Source organism: Streptomyces sp. NPDC107581 (assembly GCF_055657175.1).
In genome coordinates this window covers 67776-89209 of sequence record NZ_JBVKBH010000012.1, presented here as the reverse complement: position 1 = coordinate 89209, position 21434 = coordinate 67776, and the positions used below count along the sequence as shown (strand labels likewise).

21 protein-coding genes, 1 other RNA gene and 1 pseudogene are annotated in these 21434 nt (G+C 71.1%); 4 read left to right on the top strand and 19 right to left on the bottom strand.

Translation table 11 applies throughout. The features are described 5' to 3' along the window. Positions 1–15: 15 nt before the first annotated feature. From ACZ7P3_RS28235 to ACZ7P3_RS28225, 3 genes are all read right to left on the bottom strand, one after another. Complete coding sequence (locus ACZ7P3_RS28235; RefSeq protein ID WP_472085890.1) at positions 16–780, bottom strand: anti-sigma factor family protein; 765 nt, start codon at positions 778–780, stop codon at positions 16–18. 59 nt (positions 781–839) lie between these two features. After that, entirely contained in the window at positions 840–1424 is a 585-nt protein-coding gene (locus ACZ7P3_RS28230; RefSeq protein ID WP_472085889.1) for a sigma-70 family RNA polymerase sigma factor, read from the bottom strand. Positions 1425–1694: 270 nt separating this feature from the next. Beyond that, a complete protein-coding gene (locus ACZ7P3_RS28225) occupies positions 1695–2324 on the bottom strand; it encodes a CGNR zinc finger domain-containing protein (protein ID WP_472085888.1) in 630 nt (209 codons plus the stop codon). 390 nt (positions 2325–2714) lie between these two features. On the opposite strand from ACZ7P3_RS28225, the gene ACZ7P3_RS28220 reads away from it, so the two are divergent. Then, complete coding sequence (locus ACZ7P3_RS28220) at positions 2715–3281, top strand: anthrone oxygenase family protein (RefSeq protein WP_472085886.1); 567 nt, start codon at positions 2715–2717, stop codon at positions 3279–3281. A 180-nt stretch (positions 3282–3461) separates the two neighbouring features. Here ACZ7P3_RS28220 and ACZ7P3_RS28215 read toward each other — a convergent pair whose 3' ends face one another. Then, the gene (locus ACZ7P3_RS28215; protein WP_472085884.1) at positions 3462–3659 is read right to left on the bottom strand and encodes a DUF397 domain-containing protein; all 198 of its coding nucleotides are present in this window, start codon (positions 3657–3659) and stop codon (positions 3462–3464) included. A 7-nt stretch (positions 3660–3666) separates the two neighbouring features. Then, positions 3667–4305, bottom strand: a complete 639-nt coding sequence (locus tag ACZ7P3_RS28210; protein ID WP_472086161.1) for a DUF5753 domain-containing protein — start codon at positions 4303–4305, stop codon at positions 3667–3669. A 68-nt stretch (positions 4306–4373) separates the two neighbouring features. On the opposite strand from ACZ7P3_RS28210, the pseudogene ACZ7P3_RS28205 reads away from it, so the two are divergent. Then, positions 4374–4535 (top strand): annotated as a pseudogene (locus ACZ7P3_RS28205) (ATP-binding protein); the annotation flags it as partial. Positions 4536–4543: 8 nt separating this feature from the next. Here ACZ7P3_RS28205 and ACZ7P3_RS28200 read toward each other — a convergent pair. From ACZ7P3_RS28200 to ACZ7P3_RS28180, 5 genes are all read right to left on the bottom strand, one after another. After that, positions 4544–4735 carry a hypothetical protein gene (locus ACZ7P3_RS28200; protein ID WP_472086186.1) on the bottom strand — a complete coding sequence of 64 codons (192 nt, stop codon included), beginning with the start codon at positions 4733–4735 and terminating at the stop codon, positions 4544–4546. Between the two features lie 18 nt (positions 4736–4753). Next, entirely contained in the window at positions 4754–5305 is a 552-nt protein-coding gene (locus ACZ7P3_RS28195) for a YciI family protein (RefSeq protein WP_472085883.1), read from the bottom strand. A gap of 51 nt (positions 5306–5356) precedes the next feature. Next, positions 5357–6508 carry a uroporphyrinogen-III synthase gene (locus ACZ7P3_RS28190; protein ID WP_472085881.1) on the bottom strand — a complete coding sequence of 384 codons (1152 nt, stop codon included), beginning with the start codon at positions 6506–6508 and terminating at the stop codon, positions 5357–5359. Between the two features lie 94 nt (positions 6509–6602). Next, positions 6603–7976, bottom strand: coding sequence for a nitrate/nitrite transporter (locus ACZ7P3_RS28185; protein WP_472085879.1), 1374 nt, complete (start codon positions 7974–7976; stop codon positions 6603–6605). Between the two features lie 359 nt (positions 7977–8335). Next, positions 8336–9307 carry a LysR family transcriptional regulator gene (locus ACZ7P3_RS28180; RefSeq protein ID WP_472085877.1) on the bottom strand — a complete coding sequence of 324 codons (972 nt, stop codon included), beginning with the start codon at positions 9305–9307 and terminating at the stop codon, positions 8336–8338. Between the two features lie 84 nt (positions 9308–9391). Between ACZ7P3_RS28180 and ACZ7P3_RS28175 the strand changes: the two genes are divergently transcribed. After that, complete coding sequence (locus tag ACZ7P3_RS28175; RefSeq protein WP_472085875.1) at positions 9392–10810, top strand: MFS transporter; 1419 nt, start codon at positions 9392–9394, stop codon at positions 10808–10810. Positions 10811–10873: 63 nt separating this feature from the next. On the opposite strand, the gene ssrA is transcribed toward ACZ7P3_RS28175, so the two are convergent. From ssrA to ftsE, 5 genes are all read right to left on the bottom strand, one after another. Next, positions 10874–11242: a transfer-messenger RNA gene (gene ssrA / locus ACZ7P3_RS28170) on the bottom strand. 109 nt (positions 11243–11351) lie between these two features. Continuing rightward, positions 11352–11894: an SsrA-binding protein SmpB gene (gene smpB / locus ACZ7P3_RS28165; RefSeq protein ID WP_472086159.1), complete on the bottom strand. Its 543-nt coding sequence runs from the start codon at positions 11892–11894 to the stop codon at positions 11352–11354. A gap of 67 nt (positions 11895–11961) precedes the next feature. Then, positions 11962–13143, bottom strand: a complete 1182-nt coding sequence (locus ACZ7P3_RS28160) for a S41 family peptidase (RefSeq protein WP_472085874.1) — start codon at positions 13141–13143, stop codon at positions 11962–11964. Between the two features lie 67 nt (positions 13144–13210). Further along, a complete protein-coding gene (gene ftsX, locus ACZ7P3_RS28155) occupies positions 13211–14128 on the bottom strand; it encodes a permease-like cell division protein FtsX (RefSeq protein ID WP_472085872.1) in 918 nt (305 codons plus the stop codon). 44 nt (positions 14129–14172) lie between these two features. Further along, complete coding sequence (gene ftsE / locus ACZ7P3_RS28150; RefSeq protein WP_031159396.1) at positions 14173–14862, bottom strand: cell division ATP-binding protein FtsE; 690 nt, start codon at positions 14860–14862, stop codon at positions 14173–14175. 341 nt (positions 14863–15203) lie between these two features. Here ftsE and ACZ7P3_RS28145 point away from each other — a divergent pair, with 341 nt between their 5' ends. Further along, positions 15204–15395 carry a hypothetical protein gene (locus ACZ7P3_RS28145; RefSeq protein WP_472085871.1) on the top strand — a complete coding sequence of 64 codons (192 nt, stop codon included), beginning with the start codon at positions 15204–15206 and terminating at the stop codon, positions 15393–15395. Between the two features lie 105 nt (positions 15396–15500). Here the strand turns inward: ACZ7P3_RS28145 and ACZ7P3_RS28140 are convergent, their stop codons facing one another. From ACZ7P3_RS28140 to ACZ7P3_RS28125, 4 genes are all read right to left on the bottom strand, one after another. Further along, positions 15501–16442 (bottom strand): hypothetical protein, encoded by a 942-nt coding sequence (locus tag ACZ7P3_RS28140; protein WP_472085869.1) that lies wholly within the window; start codon positions 16440–16442, stop codon positions 15501–15503. A 314-nt stretch (positions 16443–16756) separates the two neighbouring features. Beyond that, positions 16757–17863, bottom strand: a complete 1107-nt coding sequence (gene prfB / locus ACZ7P3_RS28135; RefSeq protein ID WP_472085867.1) for a peptide chain release factor 2 — start codon at positions 17861–17863, stop codon at positions 16757–16759. A gap of 312 nt (positions 17864–18175) precedes the next feature. Beyond that, on the bottom strand, positions 18176–19408 hold the full coding sequence (locus ACZ7P3_RS28130; protein WP_472085865.1) for a serine/threonine-protein kinase: 1233 nt from the start codon (positions 19406–19408) through the stop codon (positions 18176–18178). A 111-nt stretch (positions 19409–19519) separates the two neighbouring features. Further along, on the bottom strand, positions 19520–21226 hold the full coding sequence (locus ACZ7P3_RS28125; protein WP_472085863.1) for a serine/threonine-protein kinase: 1707 nt from the start codon (positions 21224–21226) through the stop codon (positions 19520–19522). Positions 21227–21434 lie beyond the last annotated feature (208 nt).

Below are 21434 nucleotides of genomic sequence, written 5' to 3'. Positions count from 1 at the left end.
AGGGGCCCGCAGAAGCTACGCGTCCACTTCGACGAGCTTCTTCCCGTCGAAGGTCATCACCTCGAAGTGGTCGATCTCGTTGGGCTTGAGCGCCGTGCCGCCGCCGATGTACAGCGGCTTCTTGGACTCCGGGGTCTTGGCGTCCGGGATGCCGTAGCCCCACTTCGGGACGGACCAGGAACCCAGCGTCTGGCGCTCGCCGCTCTTGGCGACGGCGACCAGGGAGCACTTGAGCGGCCCCTTGACGCCCTTGAGCTGGAGGACCGTCGAGGTGCCCCAGTCCTTCTCCGCCAGGCCGACGGTCGCCGAGGCGCCGGTCGCGCTGTCCGTGCCCGAGACCTTGTTCGGCATCTGGTCGAAGGTGGTCTGGGCGGTGGCGGCCAGCGGTGTGGCCGTCTGTCCGGAGTCACCGCCGTCGTTCACCGCCATGACCGCCAGCGGACCGGCGATGATCAGTGCGGCCGCCGCGGCGACCATGTAGAAGCTCTTGCGCCGCTTCTGCGCACGGTGGTCGGCGACCTCGTCGACGAGCCTCTCCACCACGCGCGGGCTCGGCCTGGCCGAGAGCGACTCGCCGATCGCGGGCGTGCTGCCGGAACCCGGCAGATCCGCGAGGGCGGCCAGCATCGGCTCCATCCCGGCCAGCTCGTCCAGCTGCTGGGCGCACCATTCACAGCCGGCGAGGTGTGCCTCGAAAGCGGTTGCTTCGGCATCGTCCAGGATCCCGAGGGCGTAGGCGCCGACGGTCTCGTGCTCGTTCGGGGCCTGTGATCCCTGCATGGACCCAGACATACCCGAACCACCCGTGCCGAACCCTTGCATACCCCCGTACCCGCTCATCACGCCGTCACCCCCCGCTCCTCCAGTGCCAGCTTCATCGACCGCAAGGCGTAGAACACCCGGGAACGGACGGTTCCGCTGGGTATGCCCAGAGTTTCCGCCGCCTCGTTGACGGTACGCCCCTTGAAGTACGTCTCGACGAGCACCTCCCGGTGGGCCGGGGTCAGGTCGTCGAGCGCGTCAGACAGCGTCATCAGCCACAGCGCCTTGTCGATCTCGTCCTCCGCGGGGATGACCTCCAGCGGCGACGGATCGACCTCCTGCGGCCGGGCCTGCCGGCTGCGGTGGCCGTCGATGACGATGCGGCGCGCAACCGTCACCAGCCAGGGGCGTACCGATCCGGTCGCCCGATTGAGCTGACCGGCGTTCTTCCAGGCACGGATGAGCGTTTCCTGTACGACGTCCTCGGCGCGCTGCCGGTCTCCGGCGACCAGCCTGAGGACATACGCAAGCAGAGGTCCGGCGTGCTCGCGGTACAGCGAGCGCATCAGCTCCTCATCCGGTTCCGAGGGCTGTGAGGACATGCGATGTCGGGCCCTCGTTCCACGTTCATTGGCCACGGCCGCATCCTTGCGCACGCCCACCTCCGGTGTCCGGGGGTTCCCCCAGTCGGTCGCTCGCCCACCCGTACGGACGGGGGCGGCCGGGCGTTCAATGTGACCTGACAGTTTTCCTGCGGATGACGTGACGAGCGGGACATGGGAGCACATTCCCACCGCGTGATCTTTACATTTCCGACACATCGCCTGGGGCGGCCGGGCTGCCCGTGCAAGCCCGCGGGCAAACCGGCGTGTTGCCGAAATCACGTCGGCCTTCTCGCGGAAGCAATCCGACAGAAGGCCCGTACCGGACAATCAGGCCTGGGCGAGGGCGACCCGTCGCCGGTGCCTGGCCACCCGCTCACGGTTCCCGCAGACCTCGCTGGAGCACCAGCGCCGCCGGCGACCCCGCGAGGTGTCCAGGTACACGAGCGGGCAGTTGTCCCCCTCGCACTCCCTGACGGCCGCCCGCGCCACGGGATCGGTGAGCAGCTCCACGGCGTCCCGCGCGACGATGGCGAGCAGCTCCGCGCACCCGGGCTCCCCGGCCAGCTCCTGCACCAGTGTGCCGTCCTCGCCGCGCACCACGCGCGGGGCGGGAGGCGCGGCACGGGCGACCTCGTTGAGCCGGCCGAGCGCATGATCGTACGACCGTGCGTCCGCCGGATCGGGTCCCGCGCTCCCGGCCGCGTTCGTACAGGGGGACCCCCACCGCACCAAATGCCCGACATGTCCGCGCAGTTCCCGGAACCCCGTCGGCCAGGAGGCGTCGGCACGGCCCAGCGGGGTGCCGGGCGGCACGAGTCCGGACCCGGCGATCCAGACGCACAACGGCCCGACGGCGTCCAGCCGTTCGACGGGGTGGGTGGTCGCGAGGAGATCCAGACAGATCCGTCCGGCGTCGAACCGCAGCTCGTAGGGGGCCGTGGGCGTACCCAGTGCCATGTGCCTGTCACCGCCTAGGGTCACCAGGGGAGGCGTCTGCCTCTCTCACAGTGCCTGCCCGCACACGACTCCGGAAGCCCTCGTACCGCCTGGGCACACCCCTTCGGGCCAAGCCGTGCCGCCCGGTCCGCGACGTCCCCGGGCGGCCCGTCCCCGGCGGGGACGGCGGTGCACCGCGCGTGGGTCCGGCTGCGGCTGCGGTTCCGGCCCGGCTGCGGCTGCGGCTGCGGCTGCACACGCGGTCGCACGCGCACTGCCGCGGGGCGGCCGGATCCGCACGGGGCGAACGAACCCGCGTGGCACGCCCGGCACCGCGGGCTGGACGCCCCCGTATGCGGGTGCGCGCTTCGGCCATGGGCGGGACGGGGGCGGTCCGGTTGGCTGAAAGACATGAAGGACACCAAGAACGCGTCGAGCGCGTCGAATCCGACGACCACAACGACTACGGCGGCTGCGTCGGCTGCGACGACTGCGCGGGTCGCACGCGGCAGCACGGTCGCCCTGGGCGCGGCCACGGTCGCCATGGGCCTGATCGCCGGGGTCTTCTACGTCTTCGCCTGTGCGGTGATGCCGGCGCTGGCGCGCAGCGACGACCGCACGTACGTCGCGGTCATGCGTGACATCAACGCCGTGATCCAGAACCCGGTGTTCTTCCTGAGCTTCATGGGGGCACTGGTGCTGACGGGGACATCGGCATGGCAGCTGCGGGGCTCGGCCCCCGCCCGCTGGGTCTGGGCGGCGCTCGCGGCGTACGCCCTGGTCTTCTTCGTCACGGCGGCCTTCAACATCCCGCTGAACAACGCCCTGGCGGGGAAGGGCGCGCCCGCTGCTCTGCGGGAGCACTTCGAGGACCCTTGGGTGACGTGGAACGTCGTACGGGCAGTGTTGTCGACGGTGGCCCTGGGATGTCTGACACGGGCGCTGCTGGTACACGGGCGCTCCAGCCGGCCTTCATGACACGTGCCTGCCGGACTGCGATTGCTCGGCGGCGAGTCGGCAGTCCTGTTGAGCCCGCTCGCCCTCCGCACCCCGACGTGCGGGACGAGCGGGCGGGCGGGTGAAGGGGGCGAGGCCTGCTGGACGTCTGACCGTGCCGGCCGCCCAGCAGGAGGCCCCGGCTTCCGTTTCGGGAAACCGTCAACACGGAGTGGACGAGCCTCCCCCATCCGCCGCGTAGCGAAGGAAGTCCGCCCAACTGGAGGAAGTGAGGGTGAGGTGGGGGCCGGTGCTGGTCTTCGAGTCGCGGATGTGGATGGCCGAGGGGGTGGTGGCTATGTCGACGCAGTTGGAGGCGTCGGGGCTGTAGGTGGACTTCTGCCAGTGGAATTCGGACATGCTTCCCTCAGATGGTCTGGACAATACGGTGGACAAGGTCACGGGACTCTTCGGGTTCGAGAGCGCTCGCCTCCATGCGGTCGAGGACGAGTCGGTACTTCTCCAACTGGGCCTCGGCGTCCAGGAACTCACATCCGTGATGGGTGTCCAACTGAACAGTGTCGAGCTGAGGAACCGGCCCCACCAGATAGTCGACGGACTGTCCCGTGCCGGGGTAGGAGCCCCTGCCGAACGGGATGATCTTCACGGTCACATGCTCCAACTCGCTCATCGTCAGCAGATGCTTGAGCTGAGCACGCACTGTGCCGGGACCGCCATATCCCATGCGCATCGCACACTCGTGGATCACTGCTGTGTACGCAGGCGGATTTTCGCGGTGGAGGATTTCCTGCCGCTTGATCCGGTGGCTGACCCGGTGCTCGATCTCGTACTGCCGCAGTGGCGGTACCGCCTCCCTGAAGAGAGCTCGGGCATGGTCGGTTGTCTGGAGCAACGCGGGGATGTGGATGACCAGGGCAACACGCAGTGCCGCCGCGTGGTGTTCCAACTCGGCAAGATCGGCGAGGCCGACGGGCAGGTGGTCGCGGTAGCTGTCCCACCAGCCACGAGTACGCCCGCAGCTCGGCACCCAGCCGTCGCACCGTATCCCCGCACGACACCTGGGTGTACGCGCTTCGCCTGCCCCATGATCCGCGTGCGGCACGCGTCGCACGTATGACCGTACGCGCGGCCTTGGACTCTCACGGGCGGCCCGAAGTCCGCGATGCCGTGGAGCTGTTGACGTCCGAGTTGGTCACCAACGCCTACCGGCACACGAGCGGCCCCGCGTCCCTGCGGCTGACCGCCCTGGCTGACGGTCGGCTGCGGGTCGGTGTCTGGGACGGTCACCCTCGGATCCCCGCCCCTTCGGCGAACCGCCCGGCAACCGTGTCCCGCTCGCCCCGGCGGACGCCGAAGAGGGCCGCGGGCTGCACCTCGTACAGGAATACGCCGACGCATGGGGCGGCCTGGCCCTGGCCGACGGCCCGCTGGATCGCGGCGCCGGGAAGCTGCTGTGGTTCGAGGTGGGAAGGCATCGGCCGGACGTCCTCAGGTCATGAGCGCCGCCCGCCGAACACCCAGTTGTGCACCTCGATGTCCGCGTACCGGTCCGGGGTCAGGACGGCGCGTGCCGTCTCCCGGTCCGGCGCCCGGACCAGTGCCGCGGTGCCGAGCCAGGCGGTGCCGTCGTCGGCCAGCAGGGGTCCGTAGGCGATCAGCTCGTCCCGGCCGGGCGGCACCGCGAGGTCGGCGGCCTGCCCGGCGCCGAGGCCGAGCACCAGGTAGCGGTTGCCGTCGGCCGGGCCGCCCGGGAAGTCCCACATGGTGCGACCCAGCAGGTTGCGCCACCGTCGCAGCAGCACGTCGCGGTACACGCCGGCCTGGTGGTTCGGCTCGTCGAAGGCGAACGCGCGGGCGGCTGCCGGATCGGGCAGGTCGACGATGTGCAGGCTTCCGGTGGGCGTGTCGCCGTCGTCGGCCAGGGTCGGGCCCCGGGCGATCATCTCCCTCGTGTACCGGTCCATGTAGGACCAGTGCTCTTCCAGCAGCTCGCCCCGCAGTGCTACGGAGCCGGGCCTGTCGCGGTGGTAGCAGAGGAACTCCATGTCCGGAGGATCTCCTCGAGGGGGCACCCCGGTCGAGCGGGTTTCCCCGGGCTACGCGTCCGCGTACTTCGCGTCCGTCGCCGGGTCCAGCGCCAGCCGGTACCCCCGCTTGACCACGGTCTGGATCAGCTTCGGCGCGCCCAGTGCCGTACGGAGGCGGGCCATCGCGGTCTCCACCGCGTGCTCGTCGCGCCCGGCGCCGGGCAGCGCGCGCAGCAGCTCGGCGCGGGCCACCACCCATCCCGGCCGCCGCGAGAGCGCCCGCAGGAGGGACATGCCGGCCGGCGGCACCGGCTTCAGCTCACCGTCCACCAGCACCGCATGGCCGCGGATCTCCACCCGGTGCCCGGCGATCGGCAACGCCCGGGCCCGTCCCGGCAGCTCCCGGCAGAGCAGCTGGACGAGCGGTCCGAGCCGGAACCGCTCCGGCTGCACGGTGTCCACGCCCCGGGCCTGCAGGGGAAGCGCGGTGACCGGGCCGACGCACGCGGGCACCACGTCATGGCCGAGCGCGACCAGCAGCTCACCGAGCAGCCCTCGTACCTCGGCCCGCGACAGCAGCGACGCGGCGGCCGGGGCGCTGGTGAAGGTGAGCGCGTCCACCTGGCGCGAGACGACGGCGTCGATCAGCCGGTCGACGGGCCCGATGTCCTCCGGCGGCATCCACCGGTACACCGGCACCGGGACGACCTTCGCTCCCCCGGCCCGCAGCGACTCCACGAACCCCGGCAGCGGCTCCCCGTGCAGCTGTACGGCGACCCGGCGCCCCTCGACGCCCTCCTCCAGCAGCCGGTCCAGCACCTCCGCCATGGACTCGCTCGACGGCGACCACTCCTCGGTGAGCCCGGCCGCCCGAACGGCCCCCTTCACCTTGGGCCCGCGGGCGAGCAGCTCCACCCCGCGCAGCCGCCCGAGCAGCTGCTCCCCGATGCCCCAGCCGTCGGCGGCCTCGATCCAGCCCCGGAATCCGATGGCGGTGGTGGCCACCACGACGTCCGGCGCCCGGTCGATGATCTCCCTGGTGGCGGCGAGCAGTTCGCCGTCATCGGCCAGGGGCACGATGCGCAGGGCGGGCGCGTGCAGCACGGTGGCGCCGCGCCGCTCCAGCAGCACGCCCAGCTCATCGGCACGGCGCGCGGCCGTCACACCCACGGTGAACCCGGCGAGGGGTCCCTGGTCGGGTTGCTGCTGTTCGTCGTACATGGCTCTCCTACCTGGCCCGCATACCGAACGAGCCTGTCAACGGTGCGTGACAGGCTCGGTTCGGCTTGATGTCCACGGTGTTACCGATGCGACGTCACACCTCGGCGTAGCTGAGCTGCGGCTTCGCCTCCGCAGCGGTGGCCTCGGCCTGGACCTGGGCTGCCGGGCGACGAAGGTATACGGCCCAGGTGACCACGAAGCAGACACCGTAGAAGGCGAGGAACGCGACGAAGGCGCCGGTGCCGGAGCCGTAGGAGAGGAAGGACTGGCGGAAGGCGAGGTTGATGCCGACACCGCCGAGTGCGCCGACGGCGCCGATCAGCCCCATGGAGGCGCCGGAGAGCCGCCGGCCGTAGGCGGCCGCCTCCTCTCCCTGCAGCCCCTTGGCGACGGCCTTGGCCTGGAAGATGCCCGGGATCATCTTGTACGTCGAACCGTTCCCCAGCCCGCTGAGCACGAACAGCACGACGAAGACGGACACGAACAGCGGCAGCGACTTCTCCATGCTGGCGAAGACGAGGCAGGCGGTGGCGGCGGCCATGCCGATGTAGTTCCAGAGGGTGATGCGGGCCCCGCCGTAGCGGTCGGCGAGCCGGCCGCCGACGGGCCGGATGAGGGAGCCGAGCAGCGGGCCGACGAAGGTGAGGTAGGCGGCCTGGAGGGGGGTGCGCCCGAACTCGTTGGTGAGCACCTGGCCGAAGGCGAAGCTGTACCCGATGAAGGAGCCGAACGTCCCGACGTAGAGGAAGGACATGATCCAGGTGTGCCCGTCCTTCGCCGCGTCCCTGGCGGCACCCGTGTCGTTCTTCACGGTCGCGAGGTTGTCCATGAACAGCGCGGCGAGGACGGCGGCGACGACGATCAGCGGGATGTAGATCCCCAGCAGCACGCGCGGCCCGCCGTTCGCCCCGATGATCGCGAGGGCGACGAGCTGGATGACCGGGACGCCGATGTTGCCGCCGCCGGCGTTGAGCCCGAGCGCCCACCCCTTCTTGCGCAGCGGGAAGAAGGCGTTGATGTTGGTCATGCTGGAGGCGAAGTTGCCACCGCCGATCCCGGCGAGGAGCCCCACGAGGAGGAAGGTGGAGAAGGACGTCCCCGGCTCCATCACCACGAACGCGGCGACGGTCGGGACGAGCAGCAGACCGGCCGAGACGATCGTCCAGTTGCGTCCGCCGAAGACGGCGACGGCGAAGGTGTAGGGCACCCGGGCGACCGCGCCGACGAGCGTGACCACGGAGGTCAGCAGGAACTTGTCGGCGGGGCTGAGCCCGTACTCGGGCCCCATGAAGAGCACGAGCACGGACCACAGCGTCCAGATCGAGAACCCGATGTGCTCCGAGAACACCGAGAACCAGAGGTTGCGGCGGGCGATGTTCTCTCCGCCCTCCTTCCAGAAGCCCTCGTCCTCCGGATCCCAGCGCTCGATCCAGCGGCCACTACGACGGGTTGGGGCTGGGGCTGTCATTGCGCCTCCACGGTGCTCCGGTGCTCGGTCGGCCCAGGACGGACTCAGCCCGAAGGTAGGGAGAGCGCGTTTCCTGCCTGTGGCTGTGAGTCACCGGAAGGGAACGTTGCTCTCACGCGCGGTGCGGGGCGTCGGTGAGGGAACGGCCGGGGGCATGGGAACGGCCGGGGGCATGGGAACAGCCGAAGGCGATGGGAACGGCCGGAGGTCATAGGAACGGCCGGCCGGGGACCATGGGAACGGCCGGGGACCATGGGAACGGCCGGGGACCATGGGAACGGCCGGGGTCATGGGCATGGCCGGGGTCATGGGCATGGCCGGAGGCCGCGGGAACGGGCATGCGGGGGGCTGCCGGGGTGTCACCGGCGCAGGCCCATCACCTCGTCGTCCGTGGCCGGAATCCATCGGTCGACGGGGCGTCGCAGCCACCCCTCGGCATGGGCGATCTCGGCCGCGGCCCTGCGCAGTGCGTCCAGGCCCGGATGGACCAGCCCCTTGCGCCAGACCAGCGACACGGGCGACAGCGGAACGGGGTCGACGAGCGGCCGCAGCACCGTGCGGGGCATGGCCGGAAAGTCCACCACGGCCAGAACCGGGTTCCGCGTCCTGGCCATGATCCGCTCGAACTCCTCGTCCCCGGCCGTCGGCGGAAGGGGCGAAGTGAGACGGATGCCGCGCCCCTCGAAGAGCTGCAGGGCGAGGTCGGTCCACTCCCGGGTGCGCGGGTTCCCGGCGCCCGCGTACACCGTCTCCCCGGCCAGCGCGGCCAGCGGCACCGCCGGCAGCGCGGCCAGGGGGTGGTCCTCGGGCAGGACGACGGCCATCGGCTCGTAGCGCACCGGCTGCTGCTCCAGGCCCGAGCGCAGGGCCGGGTCCAGGCCCGCGAAGCGCCCGAAGGAGGCGTCCAGCCGGCCCGCGAGCAGATCGGCCGCGGCTCCCGTCAGGCCGCTCTCGTAGCGGGCCATCAGCTCGCAGTCGGGGGCGAGCTCCCGGGCCCGGTGCAGCACACGGCGGCCGGTGCCGAGACCGGCCGAGTTCAGGTCGACCAGCATCGGCCGGGCCTGGCCGAAGGCGGCGAGCAGGTCGTCCTGGGCGGCGAGGACACGGCGCGCGTGCGGCAGCAGACGCTCGCCGTCCGGGGTCAGGGTGACCTGCCGGGTGGTCCGTACGAACAGCTCCGCGCCCAGCTCCCGCTCCAGCCGTCGCACATCCCGGCTGAGCGCCTGCTGGGCGACGTACAGGCGGGCCGCGGCGCGGGTGAAGTGCAGCTCCTCGGCTACGGCGAGGAAGGCCCGTAGCAGGCGGGGGTCTATGGCGGCGGGGGCGGACATGGCGCCGAACTTACAACGCGGGTGCGTGAATCGGCACCGAGAAGGTGTTGGACCGCTTGATCCTCTCCGGGCGACCGTGGAGCCATGCCGCAACAGACCACCGAGGACAGCCGGACACCCGACGGACAGGAGCAGCACACCGAAGACAGCCGAACAGCAGACATACAGCAGCAGCCCGCCGAAGACGACCGAACAACAGACGTACAGCAGCAGCCCGCCGAAGACGACCGAACAACAGACGTACAGCAGCAGCACACCGAAGACGACCGAACAACAGACGTACAGCAGCAGCACACCGAAGACGACCGAACAACAGACGTACAGCAGCAGCACACCGGATACCGGCGGCTCTTTTCGCTTCCCGGTACCCGCGCCTTCACCGCCGGCAATCTGATCGCCCGCCTGCCCATCGGCATGTTCGGTGTGAGCGCGGTCGTGATGATCGCCGGGTCCCGCGGCTCGTACGCCCTCGCCGGGGCCGTCACCGCCACCGGGCTCGCGGCGACCGGGGTGGCCGGGCCCTGGATCGCCCGGCTCGTCGACCGGCACGGGCAGGCCCGCGTCGCCGTACCGGCCACGCTCACCGCGGTGCTCGGCAGCCTCGCCCTGCTGCTGTGCGTCCGCTACGGCGCCCCGGACTGGACCCTGTTCGCCGCGTACGCCGCCACCGCGGCCACCCCGAACATCGGCGGTCTGTCCCGCGCCCGCTGGGCCCACCTGCTGGGCGAGGACCCCGGCGCGCTGCACACCGCGAACTCCTTCGAACAGGCCGCCGACGAGCTGTGCTTCATGCTCGGGCCGGTGCTGGCGTCCTTCCTGACCGGCGCCTTCCTCCCGGAGGCGGGCACGCTCGTCGGGGCCGTGCTGCTGCTGGCCGGGATGCTGCTGTTCACCGCGCAGCGGGCGACCGAGCCGCCGCCGCGGGCCCGTTCGAAGGCGCCGTCACCGCTGCGCAGCCCGGGGATACCGCCGCTGCTGGCCTGCTTCGTGGCGATGGGCACGGTGTTCGGTGCGATGGAGGTCGTCACGATCGCCTACGCCGACGCGCAGGGGCATCGCGCGGCGGCCGGTGCCGTCCTCGCGCTGCAGGCGGCCGGTTCGTGTGCGGCCGGCCTGCTGTACGGGGCGCTGAAACCGTCGGGCCTGAGCCTGGCCCGGTGCCTGCCGGCGATGGCCGTCCTGATGGCGCTGCCCTGGCTCGCGGCCGCCGTCACCGGTTCGCTCGTGGCCCTGGCGGGCGCGCTGCTGGTCGCGGGCATGGCGACCGCGCCGACGATGGTGACCGCGATGACCCTGGTGCAGCGGCGCACCCCGGCGGACCGGCTCAACGAGGGCATGAGCCTGGTGGTGACCGGGCTGCTCATGGGGATCGCGTCCGGTTCGGCGGCGGGCGGCTGGGCGGCCGAGCACCTCTCCTGCGCCACCGCCTTCGCGGTCCCGGTGGCGGCGGCGACCGCCGCCCTCTTGATCAACTCGGCGAGGGGCCGGACACGGACCGCATGACAAAGGCCCCGCCGCTCGAAGCGACGGGGCCTTGCCCACATGGGGTGCGGAGGAGTGCTCCACTGGTGGAGATGGCGGGAATCGAACCCGCGTCCAACGGTGCGGAATCAGGGCTTCTCCGTGTGCAGTCCGCTGTGATTTTCTCAGCCCCGGCGATCACGCGAACAAGTCGCCGACGGGCTCAGTCACTGTTAGATTTCCCTCTTCACCCCGTGACCGGGATCAAGGTTTAGTCCCCTAGCTGATGCCAGGATCCGGGTCGGGAACAGCCCCGGGCTGACACTTCGCAAGTCGCTACTTAGGCAGCGAGGGCGAAGGAATCGCGCTTGGTGTTGGCGATTATTTTTTGCGACATATGGTTTACGAGATCATTGCCGCTTCCTCGACACGCTTCCCCTGCTTCGACAGCCGCTGTCGAAACCGATCATCCCCATGTTGATTTTTCAATCCCTCCGGAGAGGGGGCGCGCACCCTCTGTGGAGTGCAGTGCCATCGTACGTGACCGACGCACGCCGATGCCAGCCCATTCCCGGCGGCCCGGCTAGACGCCGCGCTGCTTCCGCTTCGCCGCCGCGATCGCACGGTCCGACTCACGCCGGTCCTGCTTCTCCCGCAGGGTCTGCCGCTTGTCGTACTCCTTCTTGCCTCGCGCAAGCGCGATCTCGGCCTTCGCGCGGCCGTCCCTGAAGTACAGGGCGAGCGGCACGATGGTGTGACCCGTCTCCTGGGCCTTGGACTCCAGCTTGTCGATCTCCTCGCGGTGCAGCAGCAGCTTGCGCTTGCGGCGCGCGGAGTGGTTGGTCCAGCTGCCCTGGTGGTATTCGGGGATGTGGGCGTTGTGCAGCCACGCCTCGCCCCGGTCGATCTGGACGAAGCCGTCGGTCAGCGAGGTCCGTCCCTCGCGCAGCGACTTGACCTCGGTGCCGGTGAGCACGAGCCCGGCCTCGTAGGTGTCGACGATCGCGTAGTCGTGCCGGGCCTTCTTGTTCTGGGCGACGATCTTGCGCTTGCCGCCCTTCTCGCCGTCCCTGGCCTTGGCGGCCCCTGCGCCCTGCTTGGGCTGGGACTCCTTCGGTACGTACATTCCCTTGCTCATAGTGCCGACCATTTTCGCACCATGGAGGGGGTGGGTGGGAAGCGTATTTGGCGAGCTAGGAGGGGTCGCCGAGACCGGTGAGGACCGTCTCCGCCCGCTGGAGGGCGTCCTGCGGGCCGGCGTCCAGGTCCGGGACGATGCCCCGGCCGTCCACGGCGTGGCCCGAAGGGGTGCGGTAGTGGCCCACGGTCAGCTCGGCCACCGAGCCGTCGGGCAGCTCGGTCGGCATCTGGATGGAGCCCTTGCCGAAGGTCCGGGAACCGATCACGACCGCGCGGCCCCGGTCCTGCAGGGCCCCGGTGAGCAGCTCGGCCGCGCTCATGGTGCCGCCGTCGACCAGGACGACCAGGGGCCGGGTGGCGTCGCCCCCGCCGGCGGCGTGCAGGGAGCGCGGGGCGCCGTCGACGTCGTAGGTGGCGACCAGGCCGCTGTCGAGGAAGGCGGAGGCGGTGTCCACGGCCTCGGTGACCAGGCCGCCCGAGTTGCCGCGCAGGTCGAGCACGACTCCGGCATCGGCCGGGGCCTCGCGCAGGGCGGCGCGGACGGCGTCCCCGGAGCCCTTGGTGAAGGCGGCGATCCTGATGAGGGTGACTCCGCCGGACAGTGTGCGGGCGGTCACGGAGTCGGTGGACAGCCTGACCCGGTGCAGGGTCTCGGTCCACGCGCGCGTGCCGCGCTCCAGGCCCAGCCTGACCGTCGTACCGGCGGGCGCGTCCTCGGCGTCACCGCGGAGTAAGGAGACCACCTCGGTGACCGGCCGTCCGTCGACGGGTCGGCCGTCGACGCTGTGCAACCGGTCGCCCCTGCGGATCCCGGCGTCGGCCGCGGGCGAGCCGGGCTGGACCCTCGTCACCTCGATACGGCCGTCCTGCTCGCGCCGGGCCCACAGGCCCACGCCCGTGTACTGGCCGTCGAGGGCCTCCTGGAACTCCTGGTACTCGCCCTCGGAGTAGACGGCGCCCCAGCGGTCCCCGCTGCGGCTGACGGCCCGCTCGGCGGCCTCCATCGGCGACTTCCCGTCGGCCATGGCCTCGGCGGCGGCCTTCCGCACGTCCTCGTGGCGCGGGGCAGTGCGCTGCGGGCCGGCGGCGGCCCTGCGGCCCGGGGAGCCCGCCGGGCCGGTGTCCGGGAAGGATCCGGTGGCGGCGCCGGCGACCAGGACGCCGGCGAAGACCAATGTCAGGGCGGCCCCGCGGCGGGTGCGGCGGGGCGGACAGAACAGGTCTCGGCCTGACATGGCCGTGAGTCTAGGACAAGGCGGAGGGCCGCACGTCCGGATGCACGTACGGCCCTCTTGGCATGCGTCACACCTTCAAGTACTTGCGCAGCGCGAAGAACGCCGCAAGCGCGGGCATCAGCACACTGGTGGCGAGGATCAGCGGCAGCTTGGTCAACACCGCGTCCCAGCCGACGAAGTTGATGAGCGTGAGCTTGGCGGACAGGGCCATGCCGTGGTCGATGGTGAAGTACCTGCCGACCACCAGGAACACACAGGCGAGGCCGCCGCCGATCAGGCCCGCGACCGCCGCCTCCATGATGAACGGCGCCTGGATGTAGAAGCCCGAGGCGCCGACCAGGCGCATGATCCCGGTCTCGCGCCGCCGGCTGAACGCGGAGACGCGCACCGTGTTGACGATCAGCAGCAGGGCGATCAGCAGCATCAGCGCCATCACGAAGAGCGCCGCCTGGTTCATCAGGCCGAGCAGCTGGAAGAGGTTGTCCAGAATGCCCTTCTGGTCCTGCACCGACTGCACACCGTCACGCCCGTTGAAGGCGGACGCGATCACCTGGTACTTCTTCGGGTCCTTGAGCTTGATCCGGTACGACTCCTGCATCTGGTCCGGCGTGAGCGAGCCGGCCAGCGGGGAATTGCCGAACTGCTGCTTGTAGTGCTTGTACGCCTCGTCCTGCGACTCGTAGTTCACCTTCGCGACGATGGGCATCTTCTGCAGGTCGGTGAGGATCTGCTTCTTCTGGTCCTCGGTGACCGCGCCCTTGGCGCAGTTCACGTCCGACTGCGCGTCGCTCTTGTTGCACAGGAAGATCGAAACGTTGACCTTGTCGTACCAGTAGCCCTTCATGGTGCTCACCTGGTCGCTCATCAGCAGGGAGCCGCCGAAGAGGGCCAGGGACAGGGCGACGGACACGATGACGGCGAAGGTCATCGTCAGGTTGCGGCGGAGACCGACACCGATCTCCGACAGGACGAACTGGGCGCGCATGGCCTCGGGTTAAGCCTTTCCGTGGACGTGACTCGGGGTGCGGGTCAGTGCTGGTAGCCGTAGACGCCGCGGGCCTGGTCGCGGACGAGGCGGCCCTTCTCCAGCTCGATGACGCGCTTGCGCATCTGGTCCACGATGTTCTGGTCGTGCGTCGCCATGATGACGGTGGTGCCCGTCCGGTTGATCCGGTCGAGCAGCTTCATGATGCCGACGGAGGTCTGCGGGTCGAGGTTGCCCGTGGGCTCGTCCGCGATGAGCAGCTTGGGCCGGTTGACGAAGGCCCGCGCGATGGCCACGCGCTGCTGCTCACCACCGGACAGCTCGCCCGGCATACGGTCCTCCTTGCCGCCGAGCCCGACGAGATCGAGCACCTGCGGCACGGACTTGCGGATCTCGCCGCGCGACTTGCCGATGACCTCCTGGGCGAAGGCCACGTTCTCCGCGACCGTCTTGTTCGGCAGCAGCCGGAAGTCCTGGAACACGGTCCCCAGCTGGCGGCGCATCTGCGGCACCTTCCAGTTGGAGAGTCGCGCGAGGTCCTTGCCCAGGACGTGCACCTGGCCGTGGCTGCACCGCTCCTCGCGGAGTACGAGCCGCAGGAAGGTGGACTTTCCGGAGCCGGAGGACCCTACGAGGAAGACGAACTCGCCCTTCTCCACCTCCAGGGAGACATCCCTCAGGGCTGGGCGGGTCTGCTTGGGGTAGACCTTGGAGACGTTGTCGAATCGGATCACGGATGCACCACGGGTCGCCGGGGGTAGATGAGCGTGACCATACGCGAACCGAGTACACAAGCGCAGGGTCCGGTTGCGGTTGGGCGAGACTTGTGCCTTTTTGTACGGGACTTTCCCTCGCGGCCGGGGCTGTCGCGGCGAGGGCACGGGGCCGTATCGGCGTGCGACCGCACCGGGCGGGCGCCGGAGCCCGCGGCGGACCGGCGGTCGTGCCCCGGCGGAGACCACCGCCGCACGGGCGCCCCGCGCAAGCCGCGCGGGAACCTGGCAGAGTGGAGGGGGAACGTTCTCGTTCCAGGAAGCGTTGTAGGGATGATGGCCGGAGCAAGGAGGGCGACCGCATGACGTACGACCGGTTGGTGTGCGCGAACTGCGCGGCGCCCGTGAGCGAGGGCCGGTGCCCGGTGTGCCGCGCCAACCGCGAGCGACTGCAGCAGCAGGCCTTCTTCGCGGGCCTGAATCCGATGGCGCTGATCGCGCTGCTGGCGGTGCTGATCGCCGCGGTGGCGCTGCTGGCGCACCAGACCGCGTAAAAGGACCGGCAGAACCGGGCAAGGACACGGGAAGGGCCCGGAGCGTCACGCTCCGGGCCCTTCCGCGACGTACCGCACCTACACGGCGCGTCCGTACGGCTACGCTCAGGCGGCCGCGCCGCCCCGGCCGTTCACCAGACGCGGCAGAACGCGGAAGCCGATGCCGCCGGCGATCATCGTCGCGGCGCCGACCAGCAGGAACGCGGTCTGTCCGGCACCGGTCTCGGCGAGCTGCTTGTCGCCGCCCTGGGCCGAGGTGTCCGAGCCCGTGTCGGTGAGGGCCGAGGAGCCCTCCTCCTGGGAGGCGTTGTTGTTGCCGCCGTCGGGGGTGGTGTGCCCGTTCCCGCCGGAGGTGCTGGAGCCGCCGTTGTCACCGCCGGTGCTGGAGCCACCCGAGGTGCTGGAGCCACCGGAGGTGCTGGAACCACCGGAGGTGCTGGAACCACCGGAGGTGCTGGAACCGCCCGAGGTGCTGGAGCCACCCGAGGTGCTGGGGCCACCGGCGTCGTTGCCGCCGGCCGACTGGCCACCGGCGTCGTTGCCACCGGCGTCGTTACCGCCCGCGTCATTGCCGCCCGCGTCGTTGCCACCGGCCGACTGACCACCGGCGTCGTTGCCACCGGCGTCGTTACCGCCCGCGTCGTTACCGCCCGCGTCGTTACCACCGGCGTCATTGCCACCGGCGTCATTGCCGCCCGCGTCGTTGCCACCGGCGTCGTTGCCACCGGCGTCGTTACCGCCCGCGTCGTTACCGCCCGCGTCGTTGCCACCGGCATCGTTGCCGCCGGCCGACTGGCCACCCGCGTCGTTGCCACCGGCGGACTGGCCACCGGCGGACTCGCAGATCCCGATCGGGTCGCAGCCGGTGCCACCGGCGTCGTTGCCACCGTCGGCCGGGCCGTCGGTGCTCACACCGATGTCGATCGGACCCGCCTGGACATCGATGCCCGCGGCCGAGGCGGCACCCGCGGCGGTCAGCGAGGCACCCACCGTGATCACGGCGCCGGCGGCTATCCGCGCGACCCGGATCCGCGTCTTCTTCGTCATATGGTTGCTACCCCCAGTAGCTGTTCGTCAATGAGGCGGCGTGCGGGGTTTGCCGTGATCGACGGGGGTGGCCGACGAAACCCGAAGCGGCGTGCGAGCCGGTCCGAGTCATCCATTCCCCCGGTTCACATGCGCCCCAGAGATACGCATGCCACGCTTCACCCTTCCCACTTTTCAAAGCAACGTCAAGGCCGTTGCGCGCGCAATGTCCGATGGGGCGGCGTTTGCCGGGACTTGGAGCCTGTGAGTGTGATGTAAAACCCAGACATACGACAACTGCCGCCACTCGGGCGGCAGTTGTCATGTCGACAAAGTTACTTCTCTTGCTGCTTGCGCCAGCGAATGCCGGCCTCCAGGAACCCGTCGATCTCACCGTTGAACACGGCCTCGGGGTTGCCGACCTCGTACTCGGTGCGCAGGTCCTTGACCATCTGGTACGGGTGCACCACGTAGGAACGCATCTGGTTGCCCCAGGAGTTGCCGCCGTCGCCCTTGAGGGCGTCCATCCTGGCCTGCTCCTCCTGCCGGCGCCGCTCCAGCAGCTTGGCCTGCAGGACGTTCATCGCGGTGGCCTTGTTCTGGATCTGCGACCGCTCGTTCTGACAGGAGACGACGATGCCGGTGGGGAGGTGCGTGAGGCGTACCGCGGAGTCGGTGGTGTTCACGCCCTGGCCGCCGGGCCCGGAGGAGCGGTAGACGTCCACGCGCAGCTCGGACTCGTCGATCTCGATGTGGTCGGTCTGCTCGACCACGGGCAGCACCTCGACACCCGCGAAGGAGGTCTGGCGGCGGCCCTGGTTGTCGAAGGGCGAGATACGCACGAGGCGGTGGGTGCCCTGCTCGACGGAGAGGGTTCCGTAGGCGTAGGGAGCCTGGACGGCGAAGGTGGTGGACTTGATGCCCGCCTCCTCCGCGTACGACGTCTCGTACACCTCGGTCTTGTAGCCGCGCTGCTCGGCCCAGCGCAGGTACATGCGCTGCAGCTTCTCGGCGAAGTCGGCGGCGTCGACGCCGCCGGCCTCGGCGCGGATGTTGACGAGCGCCTCACGGGAGTCGTACTCACCGCTCAGCAGCGTCCGGACCTCCATCTCGTCCAGCGCCTTGCGCACGGCGGCCAGCTCGGAGTCGGCCTCGGCACGGGTGTCCGGGTCGTCCTCCTCCTCGGCCATCTCGAAGAGCACGCCGAGATCGTCGATCCGGCCGCGCAGCGCCTCCGTCTTCCTGACCTCCGCCTGGAGGTGGGAGAGCTTGCTGGTGATCTTCTGCGCCTCGTCCGGGTTGTCCCACAGGGACGGCGCGGCCGCCTGCTCCTCGAGCACGGCGATGTCTGCCCTCATCTTGTCAAGGTCCAGAACGGCCTCGATCGACTCCATGGTCGAGGAGAGGGACTTCAGCTCTTCGGATACATCGACGACTGCCACGCCTCCAGCGTAACGGCTCCACCGACCGGCGAGGGCCGGGCAGGGCGAGCGGGTGCCTGCCGCCGGGGCCGGGCGGGGCCGTGGGCAGGGCGGGGCCGCGAGCCGAGCGGGCTGCGGGCATGGGCGGGGTCATGAGCCGCGCGGGGCCGTGGGCATGGGCGGGGTCATGAGCCGCGCGGGCCGTGGGCCGGGCAGGGCCGTGGGCCGGGGGGTGAGCCGTGAGCCGCGCGGGCTGCGGGCCGGGCGGAGGACGCGGGCCGGGCAGGGCCGTGGCCGCGCGGAGGTCCGGAGGGCGGAGCGCCCCGGAGGGCGTCAGGGGCCCGAGGTGCTGTGGGTGTCCTGCGGCGGCCCGTCGTCCCCCGAGGTGGCCGCCCAGGCGCCGACACCGATCGCCGCGGCCAGCACCACCCCCGCGACACCCAGGGTGATCCTGCGGCGCCGAGCGGCGGCGCGATGCCGCGCGGACCCCGGCCGCGGCGCACCGGAGGCCCGCGGCGCCCGCGCGGTCCCCCGCGCACCGCCCGCCAGCTCGTCGGCCGCCGGCACCCTCATCGACGTATGCGTGTCCCGGTTGGAGTCCGGCTTCGCGCCCGGCACCAGGGACACCGCACCGCGCCGGCGCGGCGGCTCCCCGGACGCGGCCGGCGCCGGCGCCTCCTGCGGCCCCTCCCCCTCCTCGGGGGACTCCGTCTCCGGCTCGTCCACGTCCAGCGGCGGGATCCCCGTCAGCATCGGCAGCTGCTCCCGCAGCCGCGCCCCCAGCTCGGAGGCCCGCAGCCGGGAGGCCGGCGCCTTCGCCAGGCACTGCACGATCAGCTGCCACAGCTCGTCGGGGATGCCGGGCAGCGGCACGACGGTCTCCGTGACGTGCCGGCGCAGCACCGCGCCGGGGTGACCGCCGCCGAACGGCGTGAAGCCGGCGAGCAGCTCGTACAGGACCGTCGCCAGGGCGTAGATGTCCACGGCGGCCCGCGGCGGCAGTCCCTCGATGATCTCCGGGGCGAGATAGTCGGGCGTACCGATGATCTTCGTGGCCCGTGTCCGCTTCGGCGAGTCGATCAGCTTGGCCACACCGAAGTCGGTGAGCAGCGCGGGATGCGCACCGCCCGGGCCGAGCGGTCCCTGCATGTCCAGCAGGACGTTCTCGGGCTTCACGTCCCGGTGCACGACCCCGGCCGCATGGGCCGCCGCCAGCCCGTCGGCGACGTCCGCGACGATCGCCACGGCCGCCTCGGGGGCGAGCCTGCGCTCACGCTCCAGCCGGGTGCGCAGATCGGTTCCGCGCACCAGGTCCATGACGAGGGCCAGGTCGTTGCCGTCGACCACCAGGTCGCGCACCGAGACGATGTGCGGGTGCTCCAGGCCGAGCAGTGCGGTGCGCTCCTGGACGAACCGCCCCACGAGCTCCTGGTCGGACGCGAGATCCTCGCGCAGCAGCTTGACGGCGACGGGGCCGTCCGGTCCCTCGCCCAGCCACACCGTGCCGGCGCTGCCCCGCCCCAGGATCTGGTGCGCGGTGTACCGGCTGCCGATCTTCCGTGCCAAGGCTGCTCCTACAGACGCGTGTTGTCGCTAAAACTACGCGCCCTGGGAGCCAACCTTCACCCCGGAGACGGAAATCACCCGCCAGGTGTCGACAAATCCCCAAACCAGCGATCAGTTGCCGCCGCCCGAGGAACTGCCCAACCGCTTGACCCAGTGGCTCACCGAACCCACCAGGTCCTTCACCTGGTGCCAGTAGCCCTTGCCGTGTCCGATCCAGGTGTGCAGCGGGGTCAGCTCCCAGACCAGCCAGCTCGCGACGACCAGGATGACGATCACGAACAGGCAGCCCTTCAGGCAGCCGAGCCCGGGGATCTTCATCGGGTTGGCGCTGCGCTGCCGCGGCGCCCGGGGCTCGCGCGCGGGCCGCTGCGGCTCGGGGGCGGGCGGCGCGTACCGCTGGGGCTGCTGCTGCGGGGCGTACTGCTGAGGCTGCTGGGGCTGCTGCTGCGGATAGCCGTACCCGGCCGGCGGCTGCTGCTGTCCGCGCGGCTGCGGACGCTGCTGGCGCGCCTGCGGGGCCGGGCGCTGCTGCTGCGGCCGGGCGACCTGGCGCTGGGGGCGGCGGCGCAGCGGGTCCTCGTCGGGGTCGAGGTACTGGATCTGCGTCTGCTCGTTGCGGTCCCGGGCCGCGCGCAGCTGGGTCTGCCAGGGGTGCGGCTGATCGGGCTGCTGCCCCTGGCCGCCGGGCTGGCCCTGCGGCATCGGCGGCATGACCGCCGTCGGGTCCGCCGCACCGGTGTTCGGCAGTACGGCGGTCGGGTCGGCGGCGCCGGCGGGGCCGCCGGTGTGCGGCAGGAAGCTGGTCGCGGCGTTCGGGTCGTGGACGCCGTACGCCCCCTGCGGCGCGTTCGTGGGCAGCACCTGGGTGGGGTCGGCGGCGCCGGGCACGCCCGGGACGGCGGCCGGGTCCGGGTCCGGGGCCAGCAGGGCACCGACGCCCTCGGCCGCGGCGATCTGCGCGGCGTTGGCGTGCACACCGATGCCCTCGGCGACCACGCGCAGGCCGCGTGCGAGGTTCTCGGCGCTGGGCCGCTCCCCGGGGTTCTTGCGCAGGCAGCGCTCTATGACCGTCCACAGCGGGTCCGGAATGGTGGAGGGGCGGCGCGGCTCGGCGCTCAGGTGCTGGTGCAGGACTTCGAGGGCGCTGCCGCCGGAGAACGGCGGGCGGCCCGTGACCAGCTCGTACAGCAGGATGCCGGCGCCGTAGATGTCGACGGCGGAGGTCTGCGGGCGGCCCTCGGCGGACTCCGGCGCCACGTACGCGGGCGTGCCGACGAACTCGTGGGTGCGGGTCAGGCCCGGCGAGTCGGCGAGGCGGGCGATGCCGAAGTCGGTCAGCATCGGGTGCATCCGGCCGTCGTACTGGCTCAGCAGCACGTTGGCGGGCTTCAGGTCGCGGTGGACGACGCCGTCGTCGTGGCTCGCGGCCAGGGCGTCGGCGATCTGTGCGGTCATCAGCGCGGCGGCGACCGGGGTGAAGGGGCCGTTCTCGCGCAGGTAGCGGTGCAGGTCGGGGCCGTCGACGAGGTCCATGACCAGGGCCAGCAGGTCGCCCTCGACGACCAGGTCGCGGACCCGGACGATGTTCGGGTGGGTGAGCCGGAGCAGAACGGACCGTTCCCGCAGGAACCGCATCACGATGTCCGGATCGCTCGCCAGCTCCTCCTTCAGGACCTTGATCGCGACGGTCTCGCCGGGCTGGCCGGCGACGGCCGCCTCGGCGCCCGCGGTCTCGCGCTGGCGGGCACGCCAGACGGTGCCCGTGGCGCCGCGTCCGAGCGGCTCCTCGAGCAGGTACTTGCTGCCGACTGGCCGCACGTCACGCGCTCCCTGCTGCTTGTGGTTCTTGCTTGCCTGGATTCCGGTGTTCCGACCCACTGTAGTGCCGGTCCACAGGGCACTACGTATGCGTTCCCGGCGATGTTCGCCGGTCCTCCCCGACCGTGTCGGTCCGGGTTCACGTCCAGGTTCACGTCCAGGTTCGAAGGAAAGACGCTCACCTCGGTCTCCTGGTTGCCGCACACCG